General features: G+C 67.7%; 18 protein-coding genes and 1 pseudogene. 6 read left to right on the top strand and 13 right to left on the bottom strand.

Going from position 1 to position 23649, the window contains the following annotated elements:
- Positions 1-3: 3 nt before the first annotated feature.
- The 3 genes from HLH36_RS01160 to hrpB all read right to left on the bottom strand — a co-directional run bounded on the left by HLH36_RS01160 (position 4) and on the right by hrpB (position 4551).
- On the bottom strand, positions 4-684 hold the full coding sequence (locus tag HLH36_RS01160; protein WP_182968620.1) for a winged helix-turn-helix domain-containing protein: 681 nt from the start codon (positions 682-684) through the stop codon (positions 4-6).
- 111 nt (positions 685-795) lie between these two features.
- On the bottom strand, positions 796-1917 hold the full coding sequence (locus HLH36_RS01155; RefSeq protein WP_246376280.1) for a S1C family serine protease: 1122 nt from the start codon (positions 1915-1917) through the stop codon (positions 796-798).
- A 75-nt stretch (positions 1918-1992) separates the two neighbouring features.
- Positions 1993-4551 (bottom strand): ATP-dependent helicase HrpB, encoded by a 2559-nt coding sequence (gene hrpB / locus HLH36_RS01150; RefSeq protein WP_182984675.1) that lies wholly within the window; start codon positions 4549-4551, stop codon positions 1993-1995.
- A gap of 171 nt (positions 4552-4722) precedes the next feature.
- Here hrpB and HLH36_RS01145 point away from each other — a divergent pair, with 171 nt between their 5' ends.
- Positions 4723-6828 (top strand): protein-disulfide reductase DsbD family protein, encoded by a 2106-nt coding sequence (locus tag HLH36_RS01145; RefSeq protein WP_246376337.1) that lies wholly within the window; start codon positions 4723-4725, stop codon positions 6826-6828.
- Positions 6829-6868: 40 nt separating this feature from the next.
- Here HLH36_RS01145 and HLH36_RS01140 read toward each other — a convergent pair whose 3' ends face one another.
- The 6 genes from HLH36_RS01140 to HLH36_RS01115 all read right to left on the bottom strand — a co-directional run bounded on the left by HLH36_RS01140 (position 6869) and on the right by HLH36_RS01115 (position 13063).
- On the bottom strand, positions 6869-7753 hold the full coding sequence (locus tag HLH36_RS01140; RefSeq protein ID WP_182984674.1) for a hypothetical protein: 885 nt from the start codon (positions 7751-7753) through the stop codon (positions 6869-6871).
- Positions 7754-7821: 68 nt separating this feature from the next.
- On the bottom strand, positions 7822-8781 hold the full coding sequence (hslO, locus tag HLH36_RS01135) for an Hsp33 family molecular chaperone HslO (protein ID WP_182984673.1): 960 nt from the start codon (positions 8779-8781) through the stop codon (positions 7822-7824).
- A 43-nt stretch (positions 8782-8824) separates the two neighbouring features.
- A complete protein-coding gene (locus tag HLH36_RS01130) occupies positions 8825-9145 on the bottom strand; it encodes a hypothetical protein (RefSeq protein ID WP_182984672.1) in 321 nt (106 codons plus the stop codon).
- Complete coding sequence (gene argF, locus HLH36_RS01125) at positions 9142-10137, bottom strand: ornithine carbamoyltransferase (protein ID WP_182984671.1); 996 nt, start codon at positions 10135-10137, stop codon at positions 9142-9144. The genes HLH36_RS01130 and argF overlap by 4 nt, the downstream gene beginning before the upstream one ends.
- Positions 10134-11336 carry an aspartate aminotransferase family protein gene (locus HLH36_RS01120; protein ID WP_182984670.1) on the bottom strand — a complete coding sequence of 401 codons (1203 nt, stop codon included), beginning with the start codon at positions 11334-11336 and terminating at the stop codon, positions 10134-10136. Before HLH36_RS01120 ends, argF begins: the two co-directional genes overlap by 4 nt.
- Before the next feature lie 236 nt (positions 11337-11572).
- Complete coding sequence (locus tag HLH36_RS01115; RefSeq protein WP_408871831.1) at positions 11573-13063, bottom strand: carbohydrate porin; 1491 nt, start codon at positions 13061-13063, stop codon at positions 11573-11575.
- 1164 nt (positions 13064-14227) lie between these two features.
- Here HLH36_RS01115 and HLH36_RS01110 point away from each other — a divergent pair.
- Together HLH36_RS01110 and HLH36_RS01105 are read left to right on the top strand one after the other, a co-directional pair.
- A complete protein-coding gene (locus HLH36_RS01110; protein ID WP_246376278.1) occupies positions 14228-16633 on the top strand; it encodes a membrane-bound PQQ-dependent dehydrogenase, glucose/quinate/shikimate family in 2406 nt (801 codons plus the stop codon).
- 216 nt (positions 16634-16849) lie between these two features.
- The gene (locus tag HLH36_RS01105; protein ID WP_182984667.1) at positions 16850-17536 is read left to right on the top strand and encodes an extensin-like domain-containing protein; all 687 of its coding nucleotides are present in this window, start codon (positions 16850-16852) and stop codon (positions 17534-17536) included.
- Between the two features lie 27 nt (positions 17537-17563).
- On the opposite strand, the gene HLH36_RS01100 is transcribed toward HLH36_RS01105, so the two are convergent.
- Positions 17564-17905 (bottom strand): hypothetical protein, encoded by a 342-nt coding sequence (locus HLH36_RS01100; RefSeq protein WP_182984666.1) that lies wholly within the window; start codon positions 17903-17905, stop codon positions 17564-17566.
- Between HLH36_RS01100 and HLH36_RS01095 the strand changes: the two genes are divergently transcribed.
- Positions 17904-18398 (top strand): VOC family protein, encoded by a 495-nt coding sequence (locus HLH36_RS01095; protein WP_182984665.1) that lies wholly within the window; start codon positions 17904-17906, stop codon positions 18396-18398. The two genes, HLH36_RS01100 and HLH36_RS01095, sit on opposite strands and share 2 nt — an antisense overlap.
- A gap of 141 nt (positions 18399-18539) precedes the next feature.
- Here HLH36_RS01095 and HLH36_RS19670 read toward each other — a convergent pair.
- A pseudogene (locus HLH36_RS19670) lies at positions 18540-18683 on the bottom strand (hypothetical protein); the annotation flags it as partial.
- A 5-nt stretch (positions 18684-18688) separates the two neighbouring features.
- The gene (locus HLH36_RS01085) at positions 18689-20182 is read right to left on the bottom strand and encodes a carbohydrate porin (protein WP_338030360.1); all 1494 of its coding nucleotides are present in this window, start codon (positions 20180-20182) and stop codon (positions 18689-18691) included.
- 585 nt (positions 20183-20767) lie between these two features.
- On the opposite strand from HLH36_RS01085, the gene HLH36_RS01080 reads away from it, so the two are divergent.
- On the top strand, positions 20768-21394 hold the full coding sequence (locus HLH36_RS01080; protein WP_182984663.1) for a hypothetical protein: 627 nt from the start codon (positions 20768-20770) through the stop codon (positions 21392-21394).
- Positions 21395-21400: 6 nt separating this feature from the next.
- Positions 21401-21712: a winged helix-turn-helix domain-containing protein gene (locus tag HLH36_RS01075; RefSeq protein ID WP_182968309.1), complete on the top strand. Its 312-nt coding sequence runs from the start codon at positions 21401-21403 to the stop codon at positions 21710-21712.
- A 33-nt stretch (positions 21713-21745) separates the two neighbouring features.
- On the opposite strand, the gene HLH36_RS01070 is transcribed toward HLH36_RS01075, so the two are convergent.
- Positions 21746-23632, bottom strand: a complete 1887-nt coding sequence (locus HLH36_RS01070; RefSeq protein WP_182984662.1) for a CocE/NonD family hydrolase — start codon at positions 23630-23632, stop codon at positions 21746-21748.
- Positions 23633-23649 lie beyond the last annotated feature (17 nt).

The raw sequence follows: 23649 nt of genomic DNA, 5'->3' as shown, positions 1-23649 counted from the left end.
GCCCTAATCCGCCCGCAGCATGTAGCCGGCATTGCGGATGGTGTGGATCAGCGGCGTGTCGAAGGGCTTGTCCACCTTCTGCCGCAGGCGCGAGACATGGACGTCGATGACGTTGGTCTGCGGGTCGAAATGATAGTCCCACACGCCTTCCAGCAGCATGGTGCGGGTCACGACCTGGCCTGCGTGGCGCATCAGATATTCCAGCAGCCTGAATTCGCGCGGCTGCAGGTCGATCCGCTGGCCGCCGCGCCGCACGCTGCGCGACAGCAGGTCGATCTCCAGGTCCGCCACGGTCAGGCGCGTCTGCGGCGCGTTGTCGCTGCGCCCGCGACGCGACAGCGCCTCGACCCGCGCCAGCAATTCGCTGAAGGCGAAGGGCTTGGTCACGTAATCGTCGCCGCCCGCCTTCAGGCCCTGCACCCGGTCGTCGACATCGGCCAGCGCCGACAGCAGCAGGACCGGGGTGGTGTTGTTCTGCGCGCGGATGGTCTCCAGCAGGCGCAGCCCGTCGATGCCGCCGGGCAGCATGCGATCCAGGATGATCAGGTCGAAATTCTCGCTGACCGCCAGGAACAGCCCGTCCTTGCCGTTGTCCACCGGCTCGACCAGATGCCCGGCCTCGCGCAGGCCCTTGGCGACGAAATTGCGTACGGTCGGATCATCCTCGACGACCAGGATATGCATGTCGGTCCCGCTCCGCTATGGCTTCGCATCGGCACGGCCGAAGCACGCTTCTCCGCACCAAACGAGGACCTTACCCCGCATGCGGGGGGGCTGGCCAGAGCGGCAAGGTTGCTAGTCGTCCATGTCCGCCGGGCGGTGGCCGACGATGACCGGTACCGTCATCTCGGTGGCACGGCGGCGGATATGCACCTGCACGGTCGATCCCGGATGTTCCGCCGCCACCGCGCGGATCAGCGTCCGCGCGCTGTCGACCGGTTCCTCGCCCACCGTCAGCACGATGTCGCCGGTCCGCAGCTTCGCCTTTTCCGCCGGGCCGCCCCGGTCGATGTCGGTGATGCGCACGCCGGCATGCCTGTCCCCGTCGGCCAGGGTCACGCCCAGCCAGCCGCGGTCGATATGCCCGCTGCGGCGCAGTTCGGCCACGATGGGCGCCACGATTTCCGACGGAATGCCGAAGCCGATGCCCACCGATCCGCCGGTGGGCGAGACGATGGCGGTATTCAGCGCCACCACCTGCCCGCCCAGATTGAAGGACGGCCCCCCCGAATTGCCCGGATTGATCGGGGCGTCGAGCTGCAGGAAATCGTCGAACGGGCTGGCGCCGATATCGCGCCCCCGTGCCGAGACGATGCCCGCCGTGACCGACGAGCCGAGCCCGAACGGGTTGCCCGCCGCCATGATCCAGTCGCCGACATTGACCTGCCGGCTGTCGCCCCAGGTGACGTAGGGCAGCGGATTCGGCGCCTGGATGGAAATGACCGCGATGTCGGTCAGATCGTCGCTGCCCACCAGCCGGGCCGGATATTCGGTGCCGTCGGACAGCGAGACGGTGATGCGGTCGGCCTCGCCCACCACGTGGGTATTGGTCACGATCACGCCGCCAGGGTCGATGATGAAGCCCGACCCGGCGCCGATCATCTCCTCGCCGCGCGAGCGCATCCGATCGCGGAACCGGTGCTCGAAGGGCGTGCCCTTCACGCCCGGCGGCACGGGCTGCCGCTTGGCCCGATCGTCCGCATCCTGCGTCACCGCGATATTGACCACCGCCGGCACCACCTTGCGCACCAGCGGCGCGAAGGTCAGCGGCCCAGAGGTGACGATTGCGGGCACGGGGGGCGCGAACAGCGCCGTGTCGTCGGCCCGCGCCGGGCCGGCCGGAAGGGCAACGGCCAGGGCGGACGCAGCCAAGGTGGACGCCGCGAGGAAAAAGGGCCGGCTAGCCATCCGCCGCATGGGCTGGGAATCCTGATCAGGGCGCATGGTCGGCGCGTTGTGCTGGGTCCACGATACCGCAGGATAACGTCGCCGTCATGATCGTCCGCCCCGCCGCGCGCCTGCCGGCGGCGCGGCCTCGGCCGGGTTCTCGGGCCAGTCGTGCCGCGGGTAGCGGCCGCGCATGTCGCGGCGCATGTCCGCCCAGCCCCCGGTCCAGAAACCGGCCAGGTCCGCCGTGATGGCCTGCGGCCGCCCGGCCGGCGACAGCAGGGCGATCAGCAGCTTCACCTGCCCGTCCGCCAGGCGCGGCGTCGCGCGCAGCCCGTAGAAGGTCTGGGCCCGCGCCGAGGCCGTGGGCACCGGCTGCGTATAGTCGATCGGTACCCGCCCGCCCGGCAGGTCCAGCGCGGTGGGCAGGGCCCGGTCCAGCCAGGCCAGGCGCTGATGGTCCAGCCGCGCCCGCAGCATCGCCAGTACATCCAGCGCCGCGACCTCGGACAGGCGGCTCAGCCCGCCCAGCCACGGGGCCAGCCACGTCGCGGCCTCCGCCGCCAGCGCGCTATCGGACAGGTCGGGCAGGTCCTCCTGCCCCGGCAGGGCGCGGGCCAGCGCGACACGGGCCTGGAACTGCCGCGCCGCCGGCGTCCAGCCCAGCGTGGTGTCCAGCCGGTCGGCCGCCTGCCGCAGCAGCAGATCCGCCACCTCGTCGGCCGCTGCCGTTACCGTGCGGTCGCGCAGCACCAGCGCCCCCAGCCGCAGGCGCCGCCGTGCCAGCACCGCGCCGGTCGTCGGGTCCAGCGTCGTTTCCACCTGTTCGGTGGCGCGGCGGCGGATGGTCTCGGGCAGATTGTCCGGGTCCAGCTTCGCGGCCAGCCGGATTTCGGCCGCCGTGCGCACATGCAGCGTGGCCACCGCCAGCAGGCCGGAATCCGCCAGCCGGTCGGCGCGCCCCAGCTTCGCCCCACCGCCGCCCGACAGGCGGAAACTGCCGGCCTCGCCCCGCCGTTGCGCGATGCGGTCGGGGAAGGCGGCGGCCAGCAGCGCCCCCGCGTCGCCCTGTGCGACGGCATTGGCGCGCAGCCCCAGCCGGCGGCGATACTGGTTCGCCGCCTGGCGGATACGCACCAGCGCCCCGCGATCGGCATCCGGATGGTCGCCGCCCGCGATCAGTTCCAGCCGCAGGGCAATGTCGGCGGGCGGCACGGCGGGGGCGCCGCCCTTCCCTCCCGATGCAGGGCGCGCGCGCAGCGGGTCGCGTTCCTCCAGCAGCGCGGCCAGGTCGGCGGCCAGCGCGGCCTCGCCCGTGTCGCGGGCCGACAGCATCATCGCCGCCAGGCGCGGATGCGCGCCAAGGGCTGCCATCCGCTCGCCTTCCCGGGTGACACGCGCATCCTCGTCCATCGCCCCCAGGGCCGTCAGCAGGGCGCGCGCGGCCTCGAAGGCGCCGTTGGGCGGGGCGTCGGGCAGCGGCAATTGCTCGGGCGGCGTGCCCATGGCGGCCTGCCAGGCGGCGGTGTCCAGCCGCAGGCCGGTCAGTTCGGCGTCCAGGATCTCCGGCCGGTCATGCGGGGCCATGCCGCGCCCGGTGGCCTCGCTCCACAGCCGTATCCCCACACCCGCCGACTCGCGCCCGGCGCGGCCGGCGCGCTGGGTGGCGGCGGCGCGCGAGATCCGCACCGTATCCAGCCGCGTCAGGCCGGTGCCGGGGTCCAGGCGCGGGCTGCGCCGCCATCCGCCATCCACCACCACCCGCACGCCCGGCACGGTCAGCGAGGTCTCGGCGATCGAGGTCGCGAGGATCACCCGCCGTCCGGTCCCCGGCCGGGGGCGCAGCACACGGTCCTGCTCGCCCGGCGGCATCTCGCCATACAGGGGCAGGATCTCGGCGGGCGCCCCCGCCAGCGCCGTCTGGGCGCGGCGGATCTCGCCCACCCCGGGCAGGAAGGCCAGGATATCGCCCTCATGCTCGGCCAGGGCGGCGCGGATCGCGCGCGCCATGGCGTCGGGCAATTCGCGCAGATGGGTGATGTCGCGCGGCGCGTGATGGATGGTGACCGGAAAGGCCCGGCCCGCGCTTTCGATCAGGTTGGCGCCCATCAGCGCGGACAGGGCGGCACCGTCCATGGTGGCCGACATCGCCACCAGCCGCAGGTCGGGCCGCAGGCTGCGCTGGGTATCGAGGCAGAAGGCCAGCGCCGCGTCGGCGTCCAGCGAGCGTTCGTGGATTTCGTCCAGGATCACGCAGGCCACGCCGTCCAGCGTCGGGTCGGACAGCAGGCGCCGCACCATCAGCCCCTCGGTCACCACCTCGATCCGCGTGCGGTCCGAAACGGCGGATTCCAGCCTCGTGCGGTAGCCCACCAGCCCGCCCGCCTCCTCGCCGATCAGGGCCGCCATGCGCTGGGCCGCCGCGCGGGCGGCCAGCCGGCGCGGCTCCAGCATCACGATCCGCCCGTCGCCGCGCCAGGCCGCGTCCAGGAGTGCCAGCGGCACCGTGGTGGTCTTGCCCGCACCGGGCGGGGCCACCAGCACGGCGGACGGGGTTTCCATCAGGCTGGCGCACAGCTCGGGCAGGATCGCGCTCACCGGTAGTTCGGCCGGAATCGACAGCCGGGGATGGGCGGGGCTTTGCAGGGCGGGGTCGAATTCCATATCCTGCTTATGCGTCCATGGCCTGGAACCGGCAATCCACCGGCTTGCACCGCCGTTCCGCCACTCGCCCTTCCTGATTTTCCGGAGCCTCCGTTCTTGATCCTGTCCCGGTTCATGTCCGCGTTCGCGGCGCCTTGCCACCCCCGCCCGCTGCCGTCGTGGCTGGTGCCGATGCTGGTCGTCCTGTCCCTTGCCCCCGGCGGGACCCACGCCCTGGCGGCCGAAAGTGCCGCGCAGACGAGCGAACGCGATATCGCGACCCTGGTGACCGATACCGACCATTATCGCCCCGGCACGAAGCTGCATGTCGGCCTGCGGCTGCGGCTGAAGCCCGGCTGGCACACCTACTGGATCAATCCCGGCGACGCGGGCGAGGCGCCGACGCTCTCGGTGCAGGCCAGCGGCGGCGCCTCCGGGGCCTCCGGCACCATCGCCTGGCCGGCGCCGGAGCGCCTGCGCGACGGGCCGCTGATGTCCTACGGCTATACGGGCGACGTGCTGCTGCCCGCCGAATTGCAGCCCTCGGGCACCGGCGACGCGCCGATGGTGCTGAAGGCCACCGCCGAGTGGCTGGTCTGCGCGGCCGTCTGCGTGCCCGAACAGGGGCAGTTCACCCTGACCCTGCCGGCTGGCGATCCGGCGCCTTCGGCCGAAGCACCGCTGTTCGCGCGCGCGGCCCAGGCACGCCCCATGGAATCGCCCTTCGCCGCCACCATCGCGCCCGACGGAACGCTGAGCCTGACCGGCGCGGGCCTGACCCCGGCCGCCGTGCGCGAGGCATGGTTCATGCCCCTCACCACCGGCGCCATCGACCAGGACGCCGACCAGCCGATGAAGATCGCGGACGGCACGCTGACCCTGGCGCTGAAGCCCGGCGACGCCTTCCATGCCGCCCCGACGCTGGACGGCGTGCTGGTGCTGAAGGACCCGGCGGGCGAGACGCGCGCGCTGTCGATCGCGGCCCGCCCGGGCCCGGCGATGGCCGCCCCGGCCGCTCCCGCAGGCGCGCCGGCCATGGCGCTGCCCGTGCCGGAGGGCGCGGCGGGCGGCCTGCGCATGCTGCTGCTGGCCTTCGCGGGCGGGCTGATCCTGAACCTGATGCCCTGCGTGTTCCCGGTCCTGATGATGAAGGCCATGGCGCTGACCCGTCTGGCCGGCGCGCATACCATGGCCCGTCTGGCCGGGGCCGGCGCCTATGCCGCCGGCGTGGTGGGTGCCTTCATGGTGCTGGGCGGCATCATGCTGACCCTGCGCGCGGCCGGGGCAGTGGCCGGCTGGGGCTTCCAGTTCCAGTCCGCCGCCTTCGTCGCCGCCGTGTGCTGGCTGCTGTTCGCCGTGGCGCTGAACCTGCTGGGCGTGTTCGGCATGGGCAACGGCATCGCGGCCCTGGGCGGTGCCGGGGTCACGCGCGGTGGCTATCTGGGCGACGCGATGACCGGCGTGCTGGCGGTACTGGTGGCTACGCCCTGCACCGCGCCGTTCATGGGGGCGGCCATCGCGGGGGCGCTGACGGCGCCGGCCTGGGTGGCGATGGCGGTGTTCATCGCCATGGGTGCCGGGCTGGCCGCGCCTTACCTGGTCCTGGCCGGTGTGCCGGCACTGGCACGTTACCTGCCGCGTCCGGGGGCATGGATGGATATCCTGCGCCAGGGGCTGGCCTTTCCCATCCTCGCCACCTGCGTGTGGCTGATGTGGGTGCTGGCCCTGCAGGCCGGCGCGACCGCCATCGCGGTTCTGGGCGCCGGGCTGGTACTGGTCGGGCTGGCGGCGTGGCTGACCGGGCTGGCCCAGGGCATGGCCATGCGCGACGGTCCGGCGCGGCAGATCCGGCTGTGCCGCGCCCTGGCCCTGGTGGCGCTGGCGGTGGCCATGGCGATGCTGCCCGGCCTGCGGGCGGGGCGGGCCGGTGCCGATGCGGGCCTGGTCGCCTCCGGCCCCGCGGGCACCGAGGCCTTTTCGCCCACCCGGCTGGCGGCGCTGCGGGCGCAGGGGCGGCCGGTCTTCGTCGACATGACGGCCGCATGGTGCATCTCGTGCCTGGTGAACGAGCGGGTGGCCCTCTCATCCGCCCCCGTGCAGGCGGCCTTCCGCGACCGGCACGTGGTCTACATGAAAGGCGACTGGACCAATCGCGACGCCACCATCAGCGCCTTCCTGGAAGCGCATGGCAGGGCAGGGGTCCCGTTCTACGTCTATTACGCGCCGGGCGATGCGCAGGGCCATGTCCTGCCGCAGATCCTGACCAGCGGGCTGGTCCTCGACGCGCTGAAAGGATAGGCGCGGCGGGGGCGGATCGTCTCCGCCCCCGTCCCTCGGCTCAGTAGCCGTTGCTGGCGTTGGGCGCGCTGGTCGCGGTTCCGGACGGCAGGGTCAGGTAGCCGGGCTGGGGCGACTTCACGCGCGGCGCCGGGGCGGCGCTGCCGTCGGTGGCCGGGCCGCCGGTCGGGAAGATCGCGTTGGGTTCGCTGGGAACCACGGCCGGCGCCGGTGCCGCGGGTGCAGGTGAGGCCGGGCCGGCAACGGCCGCGGCGGCAGTCGGGGTGGCCGCGAGGGAAGCCGTGGCCGGAGCCGTCGCCCCGGGGCTGCCGGGCAGGCCGAGCTGCTGCTGCTGGATCGCCCTGGGCGTGGTGCCGACGGCATCGACCAGCCAGTCCGCCAGATGATGCCGGACCTGGAACTCCAGCTCGACATTCATGTCCTTCATCATCTGCGACGTGATCGCATACAGGTTGGCCGGCGAATCCGCGTTGCCGTCGCTGTCCGAAGCCGTCGAGCTGAAGGTGCGCCGGACATGGGCCTCGGCATAGCCCTGGCGCTGGCCGTTGGGGCTGGAGACGTCGAGATGCACGTCCATCTGCCCCTCCAGCGTGCCGCCCGGCTGGTGCAGGATCGAGGCCCGGTCGATGGTGAAGACGGCGCCGCCGGTGCTGCCGGCCGCCATCAGCCGGTCGGTGGCCATCTGGTGCAGCGCCTGGTCGGGCGGCGTGGGCGCGCGGCCGGAAACATCGCCCGGCACCGTGCCCGGCTGCCCGTTATCGACGATGTTGATCGTCGCCACATTCAGGCGCAGCACCGGCAGGTAGTCGTAGCGCATCGGCGCGAAATTGGGCGGCGGCGCGTCGCTGCACGCCGCAAGCGGCAGGAGCGGGCAGGCGAGCAGGAGCAGCATGGGCAACCGGGCGGCCCGGCGGGACGGACGCATGAAGGAGTTCTCCGACGGTGGGATCGATACAGGACGTCGGAGAAAACTGCCGCTCCAGCCCTGTCCGGTCAATCCGTTACGGGGCCGCCCACCTCGTCGCGACCGAAGCGGAAGCTGATATTGCAGAACGCGCAATGCATGCTGATGGTGCCGTCTTCGGCCATATGGTCCAGATCCTCGCGGCCGAAGGTCTCCAGGATGCCGGACAGCCGCGCCCGGCTGCACCGGCAGCCGAAGGCCAGCGCGCGGGGACGGTCGGCACAGACATCCTCGGAATGGAACAGGCGATAGAGCAGGTCGTCGGACGACAGATTATCGTCCAGCAGTTCCGCGTCGGTCACCGTCGCCGCCAGCGTGACGGCGGTGGACCATGTCTCGTCCTCGTCGCTGTCGGGCGGGGTTTCGGCCGCGATGCCGCCTTCGGTCGCGATGCGTTCCAGCACCAGGGCCGACGCGCGCCAGCCGGCATCGGTGTGCGCGCAGGCCAGCCGTACCCAGCAGGCATGCTGCTCGCTGGTTTCGAAATAATGGGCGGCCATGTCCGACAGCGACGCACCGGCAATCGCGACGATGCCCTGGTGCAGATCGGTATCCGGCCCCTGATCGACCGTAAATGCCAGATAGCCGCTGCCCAGCAGCCGGGCCGCATCGGCATCCGGCTCGCTTACCGCCAGCGCCGCCACCGCATCGTCGTCGGAATGGGCATGGAAGCGCAGCGCACCGGCATTGGTACAGTCCGCCACCAGCAGCGAGACCGGGCCGTCCCCCTTGGCCTGGAGCGAGAACGAGCCCTGGAATTTCAGCGCGGAGGCCAGGCCGCCCACCAGCGCCAGCGCCTCGCCCGCCAGGCGCAGCACGATGTCGGGATTGTCGTGCCGGCTCAGCAGCGCATCCGCCAGCGCCCCCAGCCGCACCAGCCGCCCGCGCACCGGCCGCCCGGCCAGATAGAACGGCGTCACCCCCTGCGGGATCACCAGGTCGGGTACATCCGGTCGATGGGCGTCGAGAAAGGCAGGGGTATCGATCATGGCAAGTTCCGGATAGGGCAGAAGGGGCGTGTCAGGCCGCCTCTTAAATACGGGCGCTGATCTCGGCTTCCACCGCTTCCAGCCGGGTCTCGAAGGCGCGCAGCGCCTCGGGGCCGATTTTTTCCCGCGCCGCCAGCGCCTTCAGCAGCGCCTGCCGGCAGCGGTCATGCGCCGCGTCCAGGTCTTCGGTGCGGGGCGTGTTGGCCAGGCAGTCCAGATAGGCGTTGCGCAGCACCATCACCCCCGGCCCGGAACAGGGGAGGGTGGCGAAGGCGGCCTCGACGCTGCCTTCCACCCAACCGGGAGTGGACGGGACATCCTCGGTCGCCGTCGGGTGGGCTGGCGTCTCGGCCGGTCCGGTCATCGCGATGGTTCCTCTTCTCCGTAATCCTGCCACTGCGCGCCGCCCAGCGCCCAGACCAGCAGGCCCTTCTGCGCGTGCAGGCGGTTCTCGGCTTCGTCGAACACCACCGAACGGGGGCCTTCGAACACGTCCTCGGTCACTTCCTCGCCGATATGGGCCGGCAGGCAGTGCATGAACAGGGCATCGGATGCGGCCAGCGCCATCAGCCCCGCCGTGACCCGGTAGGGATCGAAATCCAGCAGGCGCTGCGCCGACCCGCTGTCGGACATGCTGACCCAGGTGTCGGTCACGACGCAGTCCGCCCCCGCCACGGCCTCGCGCGGGTCGGTGGTCAGGGTGATGTCGGCACCGCCCTCCCGGGCCCAGGCCACGGCCTCGGCCGACGGCGCGTGGCGGTGGGGCGTGGCGAGGCGCAGGCGGAAGCCGAACAGCCGCGCCGCCTCGATGAAGGAGGTGGCGACATTGTTGCCGTCCCCGATCCAGGCGATCGTGCGGCCGGCGATCGGCCCGCGATGCTCCTCGAACGTCATGATGTCGGCCAGGATCTGCACCGGGTGCGAATGCGGCGTCAGACCGTTGATGACCGGCACGCTCGACCAGTGCGCCAGTTCGCGCAGCGCCGTCGTGTTGCCGGTACGCAGCACGATGGCATCGACGAAACGCGACAGCACGCGGGCGGTATCGGCTATCGTCTCGCCGCGCCCCAGTTGCATGTCGGCGGGCGACAGCAGGATCACCTCGCCGCCAAGCTGGCGCATCCCGACCTCGAAGGACACGCGGGTCCGGGTCGAGGGCTTGGACAGCATCAGCCCCAGCGTGCGGCCCAGCAGCGGCAGGCGCGGGTGCAGCGGTCGCGCCCGTCCATGCTGCATCCGCTTGATGCGGCTGCCCAGGTCCAGGATGGCGCGCAGGGTCGCGCCATCGAAATCGCGCAGGTCCAGAAAATGGCGCGGCGCGGGATGCGTGACGGGGGTGGCAGGCAGCGCGTTCATGCCGCGTCCTCCGCCGAAGCGGCCAGATGCGCCCGCACGCGCAGCGCCGCACGGCGCAGCCGGCGCCCGGCCTCGGCGCAATCCTCCTCGGTCAGCACCAGCGGCGGCACCAGGCGCAGCACATTGTCGCCGGCGGTGACGCTCAGCACGCCTTCGTGCATCGCCGCGTCCTGCATCAGCGCGACCGGCGCGATGCAGCGCAGGCCCAGCAGCAGGCCGATGCCGCGCCACTGGGCGAACAGGTCGGGGAACTCACCGACCAGCGCATCCAGCACCTGCCCCAACTGGGTGCCGCGTGTCTGCACCTGGTCCAGGAAGCCCGGGGCCAGAATCACGTCCAGCACCGTGTTCGCGGCGGTGCAGGCCAGCGGGCCGCCCCCGAACGTGGTGCCGTGCGAGCCCGCCGTCAGGTATTTCGCCGTCGCCTCGGTGGCCAGGATGGCCCCCATGGGAAAGCCGCCGGCAATGCCCTTGGCGGTCGACAGCACGTCGGGCGTCACCCCCGACCATTCATGGGCGAACAGCCGGCCGGTCCGGCCCATGCCGCTCTGCACCTCGTCCATGCCCAGGAACAGGCCGAATTCGTCGCAGGCGGCGCGCAGCTCCTGCAGAAAGCGCGGATCGGCGACGTTGACGCCGCTCTCACCCTGCACCGGCTCGATCATGACGCCGGCGGTCTCGGGCGTGATCGCGGCGCGCAGGGCGTTCATGTTGTTCATCGGCACATGGTCGAACCCTTCGACCACTGGTCCGAACCCGTCGAGATATTTCGGGTTGCCGGTGGCCGACAGCATCGCCAGCGTGCGGCCATGGAAGGCGCCGTTGAAGCAGATGATCCGCGTGCGTTCCGGATGGCCGCCATGGGCCTGCGCACGGCGGATGATCTTGACCATGCCTTCGTTCGCCTCGGCGCCCGAATTGCAGAAGAAGACGCTGTCGGCAAAGCTGGCGGCGACCAGCCGCGCGGCCAGCCGCTCGGCCTGCGGCACCCGGTACAGGTTCGACACATGCATCACCCGCGCCGCCTGCCCGGCAATGGCCGCGACCAGCTGCGGATGGTCATGCCCCAGGGACGAGGTCGCGATCCCCGCCCCGAGATCCAGGAATCGTCGCCCGTCCGCCGTGTACAGCCAGGAGCCTTCGCCCCGCTCGAAAGCGAGATCGGCACGGTTGTAGGTGGGCATCAGGGCGGGAATCATGGAGGTCTGAACCTTATCGTTTCGTTGTCCGGCTTCGTCGGATGTCCGTAGGGTTGATGATGTCGAACGCGAAATGGCCCACGCGCCGCGGCGGGTGGGCCATTTCGCCTCCACCCGCATGATGTGGGTGGGCGCGCCTTCAAGTCAAATTCTCTGTGGGCCGCCGGCTGCGGAACGGCCATGCGGCGGACGAAAGACGCGTGCCGGGCGACGCCGGCGCGCGTTTCAGCAATCTCCTACAACGATGCGGCCACTTTGAGGCCAACCAGCGCGGCGTTGGGAATATGAGAGGTTTCGCCAGGATGGATCATGTACTGGAATTCGGGCTGGATGACCAATCCCGGACAGGTGTCTATCCCATAGTAAGCCTCGATCACCTGGGAATTCGTCTGCGGGCCACGTACCTGGCTACCTAGGGAGAGGCCGGCATCCTGGGCGATGACCTGCCCCTGCCTCTTGCGATCGCTGACGTGGTACCACGAATACAGGATGCCCAGGCGGTCCTTCGCGCGTCCGGGAATCACGCCGTTGAACGAGAGACCGCCGTAAGCCTCATCGGAGATCGAGGCGACATGCGGTGTATTGTGGACATAGCCGGCCATCAGATAGCCTCCGGACATCTGGCCCGGTCCGCCCAGGCGATAGATCATCTGCTCGGTTTCGAGCCAGAACATGTCCATTGGCGCACTGCGCTCACGCCTGGCCTGTGCAACCAGCGCGGCTGGTTTCGTTCCCAGGGCGTCGGGATAGCGCGTGGTGTCGTGGGCATAGCCTATGACATAATGGCCCGGCAGCTTGTTGTGCGTAAGGAAAGGTTCCCATGTGAATTCGGCAGGCAGCATCAGGCCGGTGGCGTTCTCGCTGGCCCAGGCCCAACCGCTGGGACCGTCGGCGAGCGGCTGGACTTCGTAGGCGCCGACCTGGATGGCCGTGTCGCGGGTGGGGCGGAAGCGTGCCCGTGCCCCCCATGTGGCCTTGGGATACACGGCGAAAGCCGGATCGACTTTCAACGCAACAGGTGCCGAACAAGTGACCATGAACGAGCAAAGCAGGGGAGAGGTCGCGAATACATGGGTCAGGGCCATGCGGCCGAAAGCGACATCGAGGCGATTATGGAATGCTTTCTTCTGAGCGTAGAAATCGACGAGATGCGCCACGACATGGCCTGACAGGCCGTAGACCTCCATCAGGTTGACATAGTAATCGCCGACCAGATCGTGTGACACTTCCCGTCCCGCCCGATTCATGACCAGCGTATGGACGGTCCAGCCGTCAAGAGCGTGCGACATCTTGCCCAGATCGAAAAGCATCTGGAGCGTGAACTCGTGCACATAGTCCATGCCGCGCCGGATGCCGCCATCGATATCGCCCATGGCTTCGGCTTTGTAGGTCAGCGAAAAGGTGAAGCCCTTCTTTTGCAGGCGCTCGCGGAACGGCATGATCTGCGGCAGCAGATGCCCGGCGGCACCGGTCGGCACGTAATAGGGGTCCGCCATGTCGGTGCGGCGCTGCGCGTCCACTTCGGAGGGCAGCAGCCACGACAGGCCTTCCTGGTCGGTCAGGGCGTCCAGTTCGATCGCATGGTGATGATTGCTGCGATCATACCCATTCGCGGCGCGCGCGTTCGATGCGGCCGGGCCGGGCGTTTTCGCCGACACGGTGCCCTTCGGCTGGATCAGGACGCCCGGACGGGACGGATCAGTGCCGCTGTCGATCCCTGTCCTGATGGTGGGGGCAGCACCCTGCGTGGCGGCATGCGCGGCGGAAAGGGCTCCGGCTTCACCGGCCAACCCGACAAGAGCGGCCAGGCAGACACCGCCGACAGTCAACCGGCGGAACGAATGGGGGAATAAAGTTTCGCCGTTTGTTCTGGTAGTGAAAGTTGTCACAACGACGAGGCTCCATTATTGTTATATATTAACCTAACTAACGATAACAAGAACACGATGCTCCGCCTTTTTTCAAGGGGAGGTCCCGTTACATGCCTTGTGCAGGCTTGTTATTACATAAAAGCGACCAGTAGGGCCGCAATAATGTCGGCGCAATGCGGCCGACGGCCCTGTGCAGGCCTGATGCTGACAGGATCGCGATTTTTTCAGAGTGGGGGCAGGTGCACGTGCCCGGATCGAACCGGCATGAAAACGAAATACCGACGCCGGAATCGTGCCGGGCAGGGGACTGCCTTGCGCGGTTCCAATTAATTTTTGTTCATAATTTTATAACAAAAAATGAACTAAATGTAATTTCCTTTCCCACCCTCCCGGGCCATGCTCCCATCGTGATGCGGGAGGCGCCTGACAGGCATGACGCGACGAAAATTGCCCCTGTGACGCAGAAATCCTGTTGTTCCTGTTCCAAAAACAAAGCAATCCGACACCGGTGTAAAATACTTAAACCGTCATCCATCAATACCTGATCGGTATCGATGGTCGCGGCGGCATCTTGCCGCGACCCGGAAGCCATCCGGAGAAAAACTAAAAAATATTATAAAAACAAGATGATGCTTTGAAATTCCTTGCGGGGTGCCAAGTGGGCAGGCCATCGGCGCGGCCCCGCATGGTACTGGAAAGCCGGTTATCACAAGCATGTGAGAGGGACCGCCAATCCCGTGGATGCCCTCGCCGCGACCGGACGAGGCAATGCGTCGCGCGTAAAAGGAGGACGATCAGGTATCAATTAAAAAGTTTTAATGAAAATCGTAACAATGTTTCTCTTCCCGTTATGGAAAGAGCACGGGAACGGGCGTAGACATCCCGAACATTATCGGGTGGAGGATGAACGCATTCCCATGCGTCCGCTCCCGATCCGGCTTGGCCCGAACGCGATGCGTGTGACAGCGAAGCCTGCAACCTTGGAACGATAGAATGGACAATACAGTAAATCAGCGATCTATGATCAGTGACGGATGCCGGATTGCGTTCGTCCTGATCAGCCTGGCCGTCGGACTGGCCCTTGTCGCCGGCGGGTTCCAGCTCGCCACTCTTGGCGGCTCCTTCTATTATTTTCTGGCCGGCATCGCCTATGTGGCGCTGGGCGCGCTCTTCCTGGTCAGGAGCCGGGTCTCATGGGCGCTCGCCCTCTCGGTCGCGATCTTCGTCGCAACGTTCCTGTGGGCGCTCCAGGACGCGCCGCAGCTTGCCTTCTGGCCGCTGCTGCCGCGCCTGATGGTGCCTGCCATCCTGTTCATGCTCAGCCTGCTGCTGACGGCGATCCTGCCCTATGTGCCGTCGTCCACCCGGCGGATCAGCGCGGGCGGCGGCCTGGCGCTGATGCTCGGAGTGGTCGTCACCCTGGTCGAAATGTTCTCGCCCCATGGCGGAATCCAGGGCGAGGCGCTGGACAAGAACGCGCGCGTCGCCTCCGCCGTGCCGCCCCAGCCGGACGACTGGCAGTTCTACGGGCGCAATGCCAGCGGCACGCGCTACGTGCCCTATACGCAGATCACCCCGCGCAACGTCGCCGACCTGAAGGTGGCCTGGGTGTATCATACCGGCCGCCGCACCAAGGGCCCCGGTGCCGGCGTCGATGAAAACACGCCCGCGCAGATCGGCTCGGTCCTGTATTCCTGCACGCCGGAAAACGTGATTTCCGCGATCGATGCCGACAGCGGCAAGCAGATCTGGAAATTCGACCCGCACGCCCACACCGCCGAGCATGTCTCGTGCCGTGGCGTCGGCTATTACGACATCACCAAGGATGACAGCCTGACCGACGCGGACAGGCAGGAAGCTGCCGACCAGCCCTGCCAGCAGCGTATCCTGGTCTCGGCCGTCGACGCCCGCCTGTTCGCGCTGGATGCCCATACCGGCCAGCTCTGCACCGGCTTCGGCGAAAACGGTTATGTCGACCTCAAGAAGAACATGGGCCCGACGGAAAACGGCAAGCGCTATCACCCGACGGCGGTGCCGGTCGTCATGGGCCATCTGGCCGTGATCGGCGGCTGGGTGCGTGACATCGTGCATGGCGAACCCTCGGGTGTCGTTCGTGCCTATGACACCCGCACCGGCGCCCTGGTCTGGGCGTGGGACGTCGGCAACCCCGACAGCCCGGTTCCCCCCGATGCCGACAGGCAGTTCACGCTGGAAACGCCGAATGTCTGGGCCGTCCCGACCTATGACAAGGCGCTGAACCAGGTCTACCTGCCCACCGGCAGCGGCCCGCCGGATTATTGGGGCGGCGACCGTGATGCGGTGAAGAACAAGTTCGGCGCGGCCCTCGTCGCCGTCGACGCCGCGACCGGCAAGACCAAATGGGTCCGCCAGCTGATCCATCACGACGTCTGGGATTTCGACCTGCCGTCGCAGCCGGTGATGTATGACGTGACCAACCCGCAGGGTGAGAAGGTCCCGTCGCTGATCCAGACCACCAAGACCGGCCATATCTTCGTCATCGACCGCCGCACGGGCGAATTCGTGACCCCGGTCGAAGAGCGGCCCGTCCCGACCTCTCCGGCCGCGCAGGACGAGCACCTGTCGCCGACGCAGCCTTTCTCGGTCGGCATGCCCACCATCGGCGCCGATCCGCTGTCCGAGCAGTCGATGTGGGGCGTCAGCACCTTCGACCAGCTCTATTGCCGGATCATGTTCAAGAATTCGGTCTATGAGGGCCCCTTCACGCCGCCTGGCGAGAAGCCCTATATCGAGTGGCCCAGCCTGCTGGGCGGCATGAACTGGGGCGGCATTTCGATCGACGAGGCGAACGACATCATGTTCGTCAACGACATGCGCATGCCGCTGCGGATGATGCTGGTGAACCATGAGGACGCCAAGCACTACAAGATCTCGACCGACGAGGTCCCGGGCTTCATGGGCACGCTGCGTCCGCAGATCGCCGGCCCCTATTCGGGCGTGCGCATCGACATCCTCCAGTCGCCGCTGCAGGTGCCGTGCAACACGCCACCCTTCGGCACCATGAGCGCCATCGACCTGCGCACCAAGAAGCTGCTGTGGCAGGTGGCGATGGGAACGGCCGAGCAGCTCGGGCCGATGGGGATCAAGAGCCACCTGCCGATGCCGATGGGCATGCCCACCCTGGGCGGCCCGACGACGACGGCCTCCGGCCTGCTCTTCTTCGCCGGCACGCAGGATTACTATCTGCGCGCGCTGGACAGCATGACCGGCAAGGAACTGTGGAAGGCCCCGCTGCCCGCCGGCGCGGTCGCGGCTCCGCTGATCTACAAATCTCCCAAGACGGGCAAGGAATATGTCGTGATCTCGGTCGGCGGCGCCAGCCATTCGCCCGACGTGGCCGACGACGTGATCGCCTATGCCCTTCCCGAGGGAACCACGGCCCAGTAAGGCGAGAACAATCGCGCCTTGATCTGAAAGAGTACAGACTTCGCCCCGCCGCACCTGCGGCGGGGCTTTTTTTGTCGACGATGCCGTTGCGGGCAGGACGAATTGCGATCCATTCGCCGATTTTTTCAAGGTCGAAGCTTCAGTGAATGAAAAATCGCAACAAAAGGGCGCGATGGCCCGTTAGCCCTGCATGCAGGGAGCGGGCGAGAACGCACCATGAGAACACGGCGTCTCATCTTATTGTTTTTCGGCCTCGCCCTGATCGTCCTTGCCATATTCCACCGGCGCTGGCTGCCGGCGGCCTATGATCCCACCCGGCCGCTCGATCTCAGGGCGGGCTGGACCTTCATGACGCCCGTAAAGCTCCGCCTGTTGTCCCATTCGCCAGAACTGTGCGATGCGGCCTTGCGCACATCCGCCCTGCATGTTCGGGAACATGCACTCAGCGGTACCGCCGCCTGTCCGCTGCATGACGCCTTCACGGTCAGCGGCCAGGACGTTCCCCTGCACCCCGCCAGCTTTCTGGCGTCGTGCAATCTCGCGGTGCGCTGGTCCCTGTTCGAAACCCGGGTTGCCGAACCGGTGACACGGGATGTGTTCCATACCGGCCTCGGGCGCATCCAGCATGAGGGCAGCTTCGCCTGTCGCGACGTCCGCGACCGGCCCGGTTCCCAGAGCAGCCATGCCACGGCCGACGCGATCGACGTTTCGGCATTTATTCTTGCCGACGGGCGGGAAATTCCGATCAGCGCCTGGAACGAGGCCGGGACCCGCGGCCTCTACCTGCATCGGATGCGCGACAGGGCCTGCCCCATTTTCGGGACCGTCCTGTCGCCCGATTATAACAGCCTGCATGCCGGGCATTTCCATCTGCAGGCCACTGGTTTCGGCCTCTGTCGCTGAGGAAATCCTTCCTGCACGAAGCCATCTTCACGTTTCTGCGGGTACCGGCGCAGCCTGCGCAATCCGTTTTTCCTGCTCCAGATCGCTCCGGAACGCGGATGGAATCGCGACCTCCATCGATTGCGTGCGCCGGCCCGCATTCGGCGCGGGGAGCGCATTCCGGGTCACACGCCCCAGCGTGGGCGTGACGTCCCCCGCATGCTGGGCATCCTGCGCGTGGGCGCTCCGGAACACCAGGACCGCGGCACGGTATCCGTTCCCCGATCCTGAGCGGACGGACGAACGGCCCGGCCTTGAAACAGGCCCATGGCGCTCCATGTCCTGACTGTTCGCACCGATGGTGCGGTGGGGCTCGGGGAGAATATCCATGCCCGGAAAGATCGTGACCTGCCTCTGGTTCGACCATGGCGAGGCGCGCAAAGCGGCGGAATTCTACGCGGCCACCTTTCCGGACAGTCATATCGGGCAGACGCTTCGATCGCCCGCCGATTATCCGGGCGGACAGGAGGGCAGCGAGCTGACGGTGGAATTCACCGTGCTGGGCCAGGCCTTCGTCGGCCTGAATGGCGGGCGCGGCTTCATGCCGAACGAGGCGGTGAGCTTCCAGGTCATGACCGAAGACCAGGCGGAAACCGACCGCTACTGGGATGCCATCGTCGGGAATGGCGGCTGCGAGAGCGCCTGTAGCTGGTGCAAGGACCGCTGGGGCTTTTCATGGCAGATCGTGCCCCGCCTCCTGCTGGCCGCATTGCAGGACCCGGATCGCGCAGCCGCGAAGCGGGCGATGGAAGCCATGATGACCATGGGCCGGATCGACATCGCGCGGATCGAGGCCGCCCGGACGGGTGCCGCCACTGCCTGACGCCCCATGGAGAGCCGCCGGGCCTCGGTTGGCAGGGTGGCTGGCCGCCGCGCCACCCTTGTTGCCCGGCGCCCATGCCGAATAGACATCGGCGGTATCGATCGCATCGAACCCGTGATCGACGAAGGCATCCAGCACGTCGAAACGCGCCTTCTCGTCGATCGTCCAGCCGAAGACACTGCCGCCGAAGAAGACATTGCCGCCGAAGACGATCGGCGCGATCTCGAAGCCCGCATGGCCGCCCGCATGGCCATGGGGCCGGGCGGTTTCCGCTCCGGCCCGCACAGGCTTCAGAACAGCACGTTCAGCGCGGTGCTCAGGACCACGGCATCCTTGAACACCGTCGTTCCGCCGACATGGTTGACATACTGGAAATCGGGCTGAAGCGACACGCCGGTCATCAGATGGGCCGAATAGAAGGCCTCGTAGATGTCCTCATGCCCCTGGATGCCGTAGGGCGTGCCGAAATTGGCACCCCGGAACGGCAGCCCATAGGCCACCGCCGCTTCCTGCGACAGGGTGGCGCTGCGGCTGAAATTGGCCCACTGGAAGTTGATGCCGACACTGTCCAGCGGCCGGCCCCACAGATAGCCGGTATCCAGCAGGGCGGCGACCAGGTGATGGTTCATCTGCGACGTCCGGCCGTCGGCATAGGAATATTGCCCGGCCAGCACCAGCCCGTTCATCTCGCCCGGCCCGTGGCGGATCAGCATCTGGTCGGCCATGACCCAGGCCGATGTCTGCCCGCTGTGCCGGCGGGGCGCCAGGCCGCTCACGATCCACGGCCGGCCGTTCACACCCTCGTACAGATCGTCATAGCGCGAATTGTCGTAGAGGAAGCCGACCTTGTAATGGCCGACCAGCCGGTCGGGCCCGAATTCCGGAATCCAGCCGATCTCGACCTCGGTACCCAGCTTGCCCAGATTGTCCTGTCCCCAGGCCCAGCCAGAAATGCCGCCATTATAGGAATGCGGCGATACGGCAAACAGCCCGCCCATGACATAGAAATGGCGGGTCGGCATCAGGCGCAGCACGGTGCCGATATTGCCCGACGGCCAGTCGCGCCCCGCTGTCAGGTATTTCGTCGGCGTCACGTTGCCGCACAGCCAGACATTCATGAAGCTGCATACCCAGGGCGAGTTGTTGAAGAACGTGCCGGTCGGAATCCAGCCGGCAGCCAGGTCGACCTTGTGCTGAAACCACGATTTCTCGAAATAGGCCCAGACCAGATGCGCCACCACGTTGCCGCGCGCGCCATAGATCTGCTGCACCTGGTTGCCGTTGTCGCCGAACAGCCGGCTGAGATTCTGCCCGTTGCCGTTCACCGCCAGCACATGCAGCCACAGATCGTTGGACCATGCGCCCGCGCCCAGCAGCTTCTGCCAGTCGATATCGACCGTGCCGCCGACCTGGCCCGCCAGCGTGTAGCTCTGCGTCTTGCCGCCCGAGACATTGCCGGAAATGCCTTCATAAAGGGCGAGGGCGACATAGACGCCGTGCTTCTGCAGCCAGGGCTGCGCGCCGCCCCAGTCACCCAGCGCATGGGTGGTGCCATAGGGCGCGCCGAATGACGGCGGCCCGTAGGGCGATTGCAGGAAACCGGGGATCGTCTGTTCCAGATTGCCGGCCGGCTGGGTATCCGCCGCCGCCTGGCTCGGCCGGGCGAAGGGCGACGTGGCCGGGGCATCCGGGTCGGCGGCCCGGGCCGGAAGGGCGCCCGACGCCACGAAGGCGGCCGCCAGCGCCAGCGCGCCCAGGGCTCGGGCTCCGGGAAAATTGATCACGCTCTCGCATCTTGTCGGGGCGGATAAGCCAAAACGACAGTCCTTTTCAAGGGAAACGGGGAAAGAGGGGATGGCGGATGGGGCTTTGCCACGTGATTTTGTCCACATCGTCGATATTTTTATGTATTTTTATTGCGGAGTTCTAGCTCAAACCTCCGGCACGCCACGTTTTTCCTTGTCAGGCCTGGCACAGGCTCCACGGTACGACATTTTATGTTGTACGGCGCAGAGATTGGAAAATTCTTATCTTTGTGGCCAGTCCTGAGGAATATCATTTTCGTTCGCCCGTGCCATGCACATGAAAGCGTGATTCCGACGCAGGAAAGGGAAACCGGCGCCTGCGCGTCATAAACATGCACGGAGGGGCGCGGTTCCGCATGGCCCCGCACCCGGCCCCTCCCGGCCCGGCGCCATCCCTGTCAGAGACGCAATGACCGGGCGGCCCGCGCGTCGTTCAGCGCTGCAAGGCTGGCGGGAGAGAAAAATCTTCATAAAAAATAACTTTGAAATAGAGAGTAGTTTGCCTATGCTCCGTCTTGCCGGGGCGAGTGCGATGCGCCCCTTAACCTTCAACCCGAGGCCCCCATGACCACCCGAACCGAAACGTCGCTGCATGACGACCTGACCTTCCTGCGCGGCCTGGCCGAGGCCGGGCGCAACGCGCCGCTGACCAGCGGCCCCTATTTCCTCAGCGCCGGCCTGCTGTTCGGCCTGACCAGTTTCGCCGCCTGGGCCGTCGCGACCGGCCGGACGGTCCTGCCGCCGCAGGCGCAGGTCTGGGTGTGGCTGGCGGCGACGGTCGCCTACCTGCCGGTGATCTGGTTCCTCAACCGCGCGCAGCCGGGCCGCCCCGGCAGCGTGGTGATGGTCAACCGCGCCATCGGCATGATGTGGAGCGGGCTGGGGACCGGGATCGGCGTGATGTTCGTCGCCGGCATGATCCTGGCCTGGCGCTGCGGCACGCCAATCGTCTGGGTGATGTTTCCGTCCCTGGTCCTGGCGCTGTACGGGGCGGGATGGAGCGCCACGGCCTTCATCTCCGGCCAGGCATGGCTGCGGGCGGTGGCGGCCGGGGCGTTTGCCGGCGCGCTGGCCGTGGCGGCTGCGATCGACAGCCCCGCCATCCTCCTGCTCTACGGGCTGCTGATCCTGCTGCTGGTGGCGCTGCCGGGCTGGGTCCTGCTGCGCCGCGAAGGCCGGGCGGCGGCGTGACGGATCATGGATAATTTCGATATCGGGCAGATCGACGACGTGATCCACGGCCGCGTGCGGCTGGGCATCATGGCCTATCTGTCCTCGGCCGGAATGGCGGATTTCACGGCGCTGCGCACCCATCTGGGCGTGACCGACGGCAATCTGTCGACCCATCTGCGCAAGCTGGAGGATGCGGGCTATGTGGTGCAGGACAAGGGCTTCGCGGGCCGGCGCCCCCTGACGCGGCTGATACTGACAGACAGCGGCCGGTCCGCCTTCATCGCCTATCTGGATGCGATCCGGCGGCTGGTGGACCAGAACGCGCCGGGGGACTGAGGCCCGTCCCCCGGCGCCGCGCACCGGGCGGCGTCAGTCCTGTGGCGGATGGTCCGCGCCGTCGCCTGCGATTGTTGCCGGCAGGACGGGCAGGATGACCGACGAACGGTGCGTTGCGTCATGCCAGATGGTCTGGTTGGCGATCACCGCCGTGCGCGCCGTGGCGAGCGGCTCCCCTGTATTGGGGTTGGGCGCGAACTGCGGATAATCGCTGGAGGAAATTTCCAGCCTTATCCGGTGGCCCGGCTTGAACAAGTTGGAGGTCGGCCAGACCTTGATGTGATATTCGTAGACCTTGCCGGGAACGATCGGGGTCGGATGACTGAGCGAATCCCGGTAGGCGGCGCGGATGATGCCGTTGTTCAGGTTGATCGCCCGGCCATCGGGCAGGACGTCGATCAGCTTCGCCGTGAAGTCGGTATCCTTCGCGTCCGTCGCCGCGAACAGGTCGACCGTGATCGGGCCGGTGACATCGAGCGCCTCCTTCAGGGGGGCGCTGGTATAGACCAGGATGTCGGGACGCTGCTCGATCGCGGACTGGTCGAACTGGCCCTGCGGCCCCGACGTCCAGGCGCAGCAGGAATGACCGCCCAGGCTGGGAACGGGGTTCGCGGGATTGTAGAGGAAGTGATCGGACGGGGAGCCGGCGGGTTTGTCCGGCGTCAGGCTGCCGTCGCCCATCGAGGAATTCGCCCGTCCCTCGCTGCCCAGATACCAGGTGCGGTACTGCGTGCCCGCGACGGGGAAGGACGTTGCCGTGTGCCACCGGTTTTCGCCCATCGTGAAGTAATCGACGCGCGGACCGTCGGTGTAGCCGTTATCCCTGCCTTTCAGCACATGGTCGAGGAAGCGGACGGTCAGTTCGTTGACGGGGCTGTTGGCGACGGGGCCGATATCCTTCAGCATGGGGCTGACGACCGCGTCGGGGCGTCCCCAGCCGATATGTTCCCACGGGCCGAGCACGAGGCGCTGGTTGGCGCGCGCCCGCGCGCTGCCGCCCGACATTCTCATGCCGTTGAAATTGTTGATGGCGCCGGTCAGGAACGAGTCATACCAGCCGTCGAAGGCCAGGACGGGTACCGTGACGCGGTCGTAATGGGTGCGGATCTGGAACGCCTCCCAGAAACTGTCGCGTGTCGGGTGGGCGACCGTATCGTAGAAATAGGGGGCGACCTCGGGCCTTTCCGGATGGAGCGGCGGGAAGGCAGCGTAGGGCGTGAAGGACAGCCAGGTAGACGGGTTCTTGCCGTCGGCGAAGAGCGCCTTCGACAACTCCTTGTCGCCGCGATTGGCGGCGGCGGACGAGGCGATGGTCTCCATCATCCAGGGCGTGACGAAGGCCAGGCGGAAGGCGCCGTCCTCGTAGCTCCAGCCATCGTAATAATCGTCGCCCGTGTTGGAGGGGATGATGGCCTTCAGTGCCGGCGGCGTCGCGGTGGCGGCCAGCCACTGGGTCGCGCCGACATAGGACGAGCCGTACATCGCGACCTGCCCGTCCGCGCCCGGCAGCGCGGCTGCCCATTGCACGGTGTCGTACCCGTCGTCGCGATCATAGCGATATTCGTAGAACGTACCGCCGGATTTTCCCTGTCCCCTGATGTCCTGGACAACGACGATGTAGCATTGCGACGCGAACCAGGCGGGTGACTGGAAGCGCGAAGGCTGCACCTGCGCGGCCTCCTTGCCGTACTGGGTGCGCATCAGCAGGACGGGCACCTTCCCACTGGTGGCCGGGGTGTAGACATCCGCGCGGAGAATGGTGCCGTCGCGCATCTTCGCCGGAACGTCCGATGTCTTGGTGACGGCGCAGGCTCCGCGCCCCTCACTGGTCGGCCAGGGGCCGGACGCGGCCAGGGAGGGGGTGGCGAGGGCGGTCGAGGCCAGCATGGTGGCAAGGCCCAGGAAGGAAAATCGAGACATGGTGCGTCTTGAACCCT

It is taken from the genome of Gluconacetobacter aggeris, assembly GCF_014174395.1.
In the GTDB taxonomy this organism is placed as follows: domain Bacteria; phylum Pseudomonadota; class Alphaproteobacteria; order Acetobacterales; family Acetobacteraceae; genus Gluconacetobacter; species Gluconacetobacter aggeris.
This window is presented reverse-complemented; position numbering and strand designations above follow the sequence as displayed.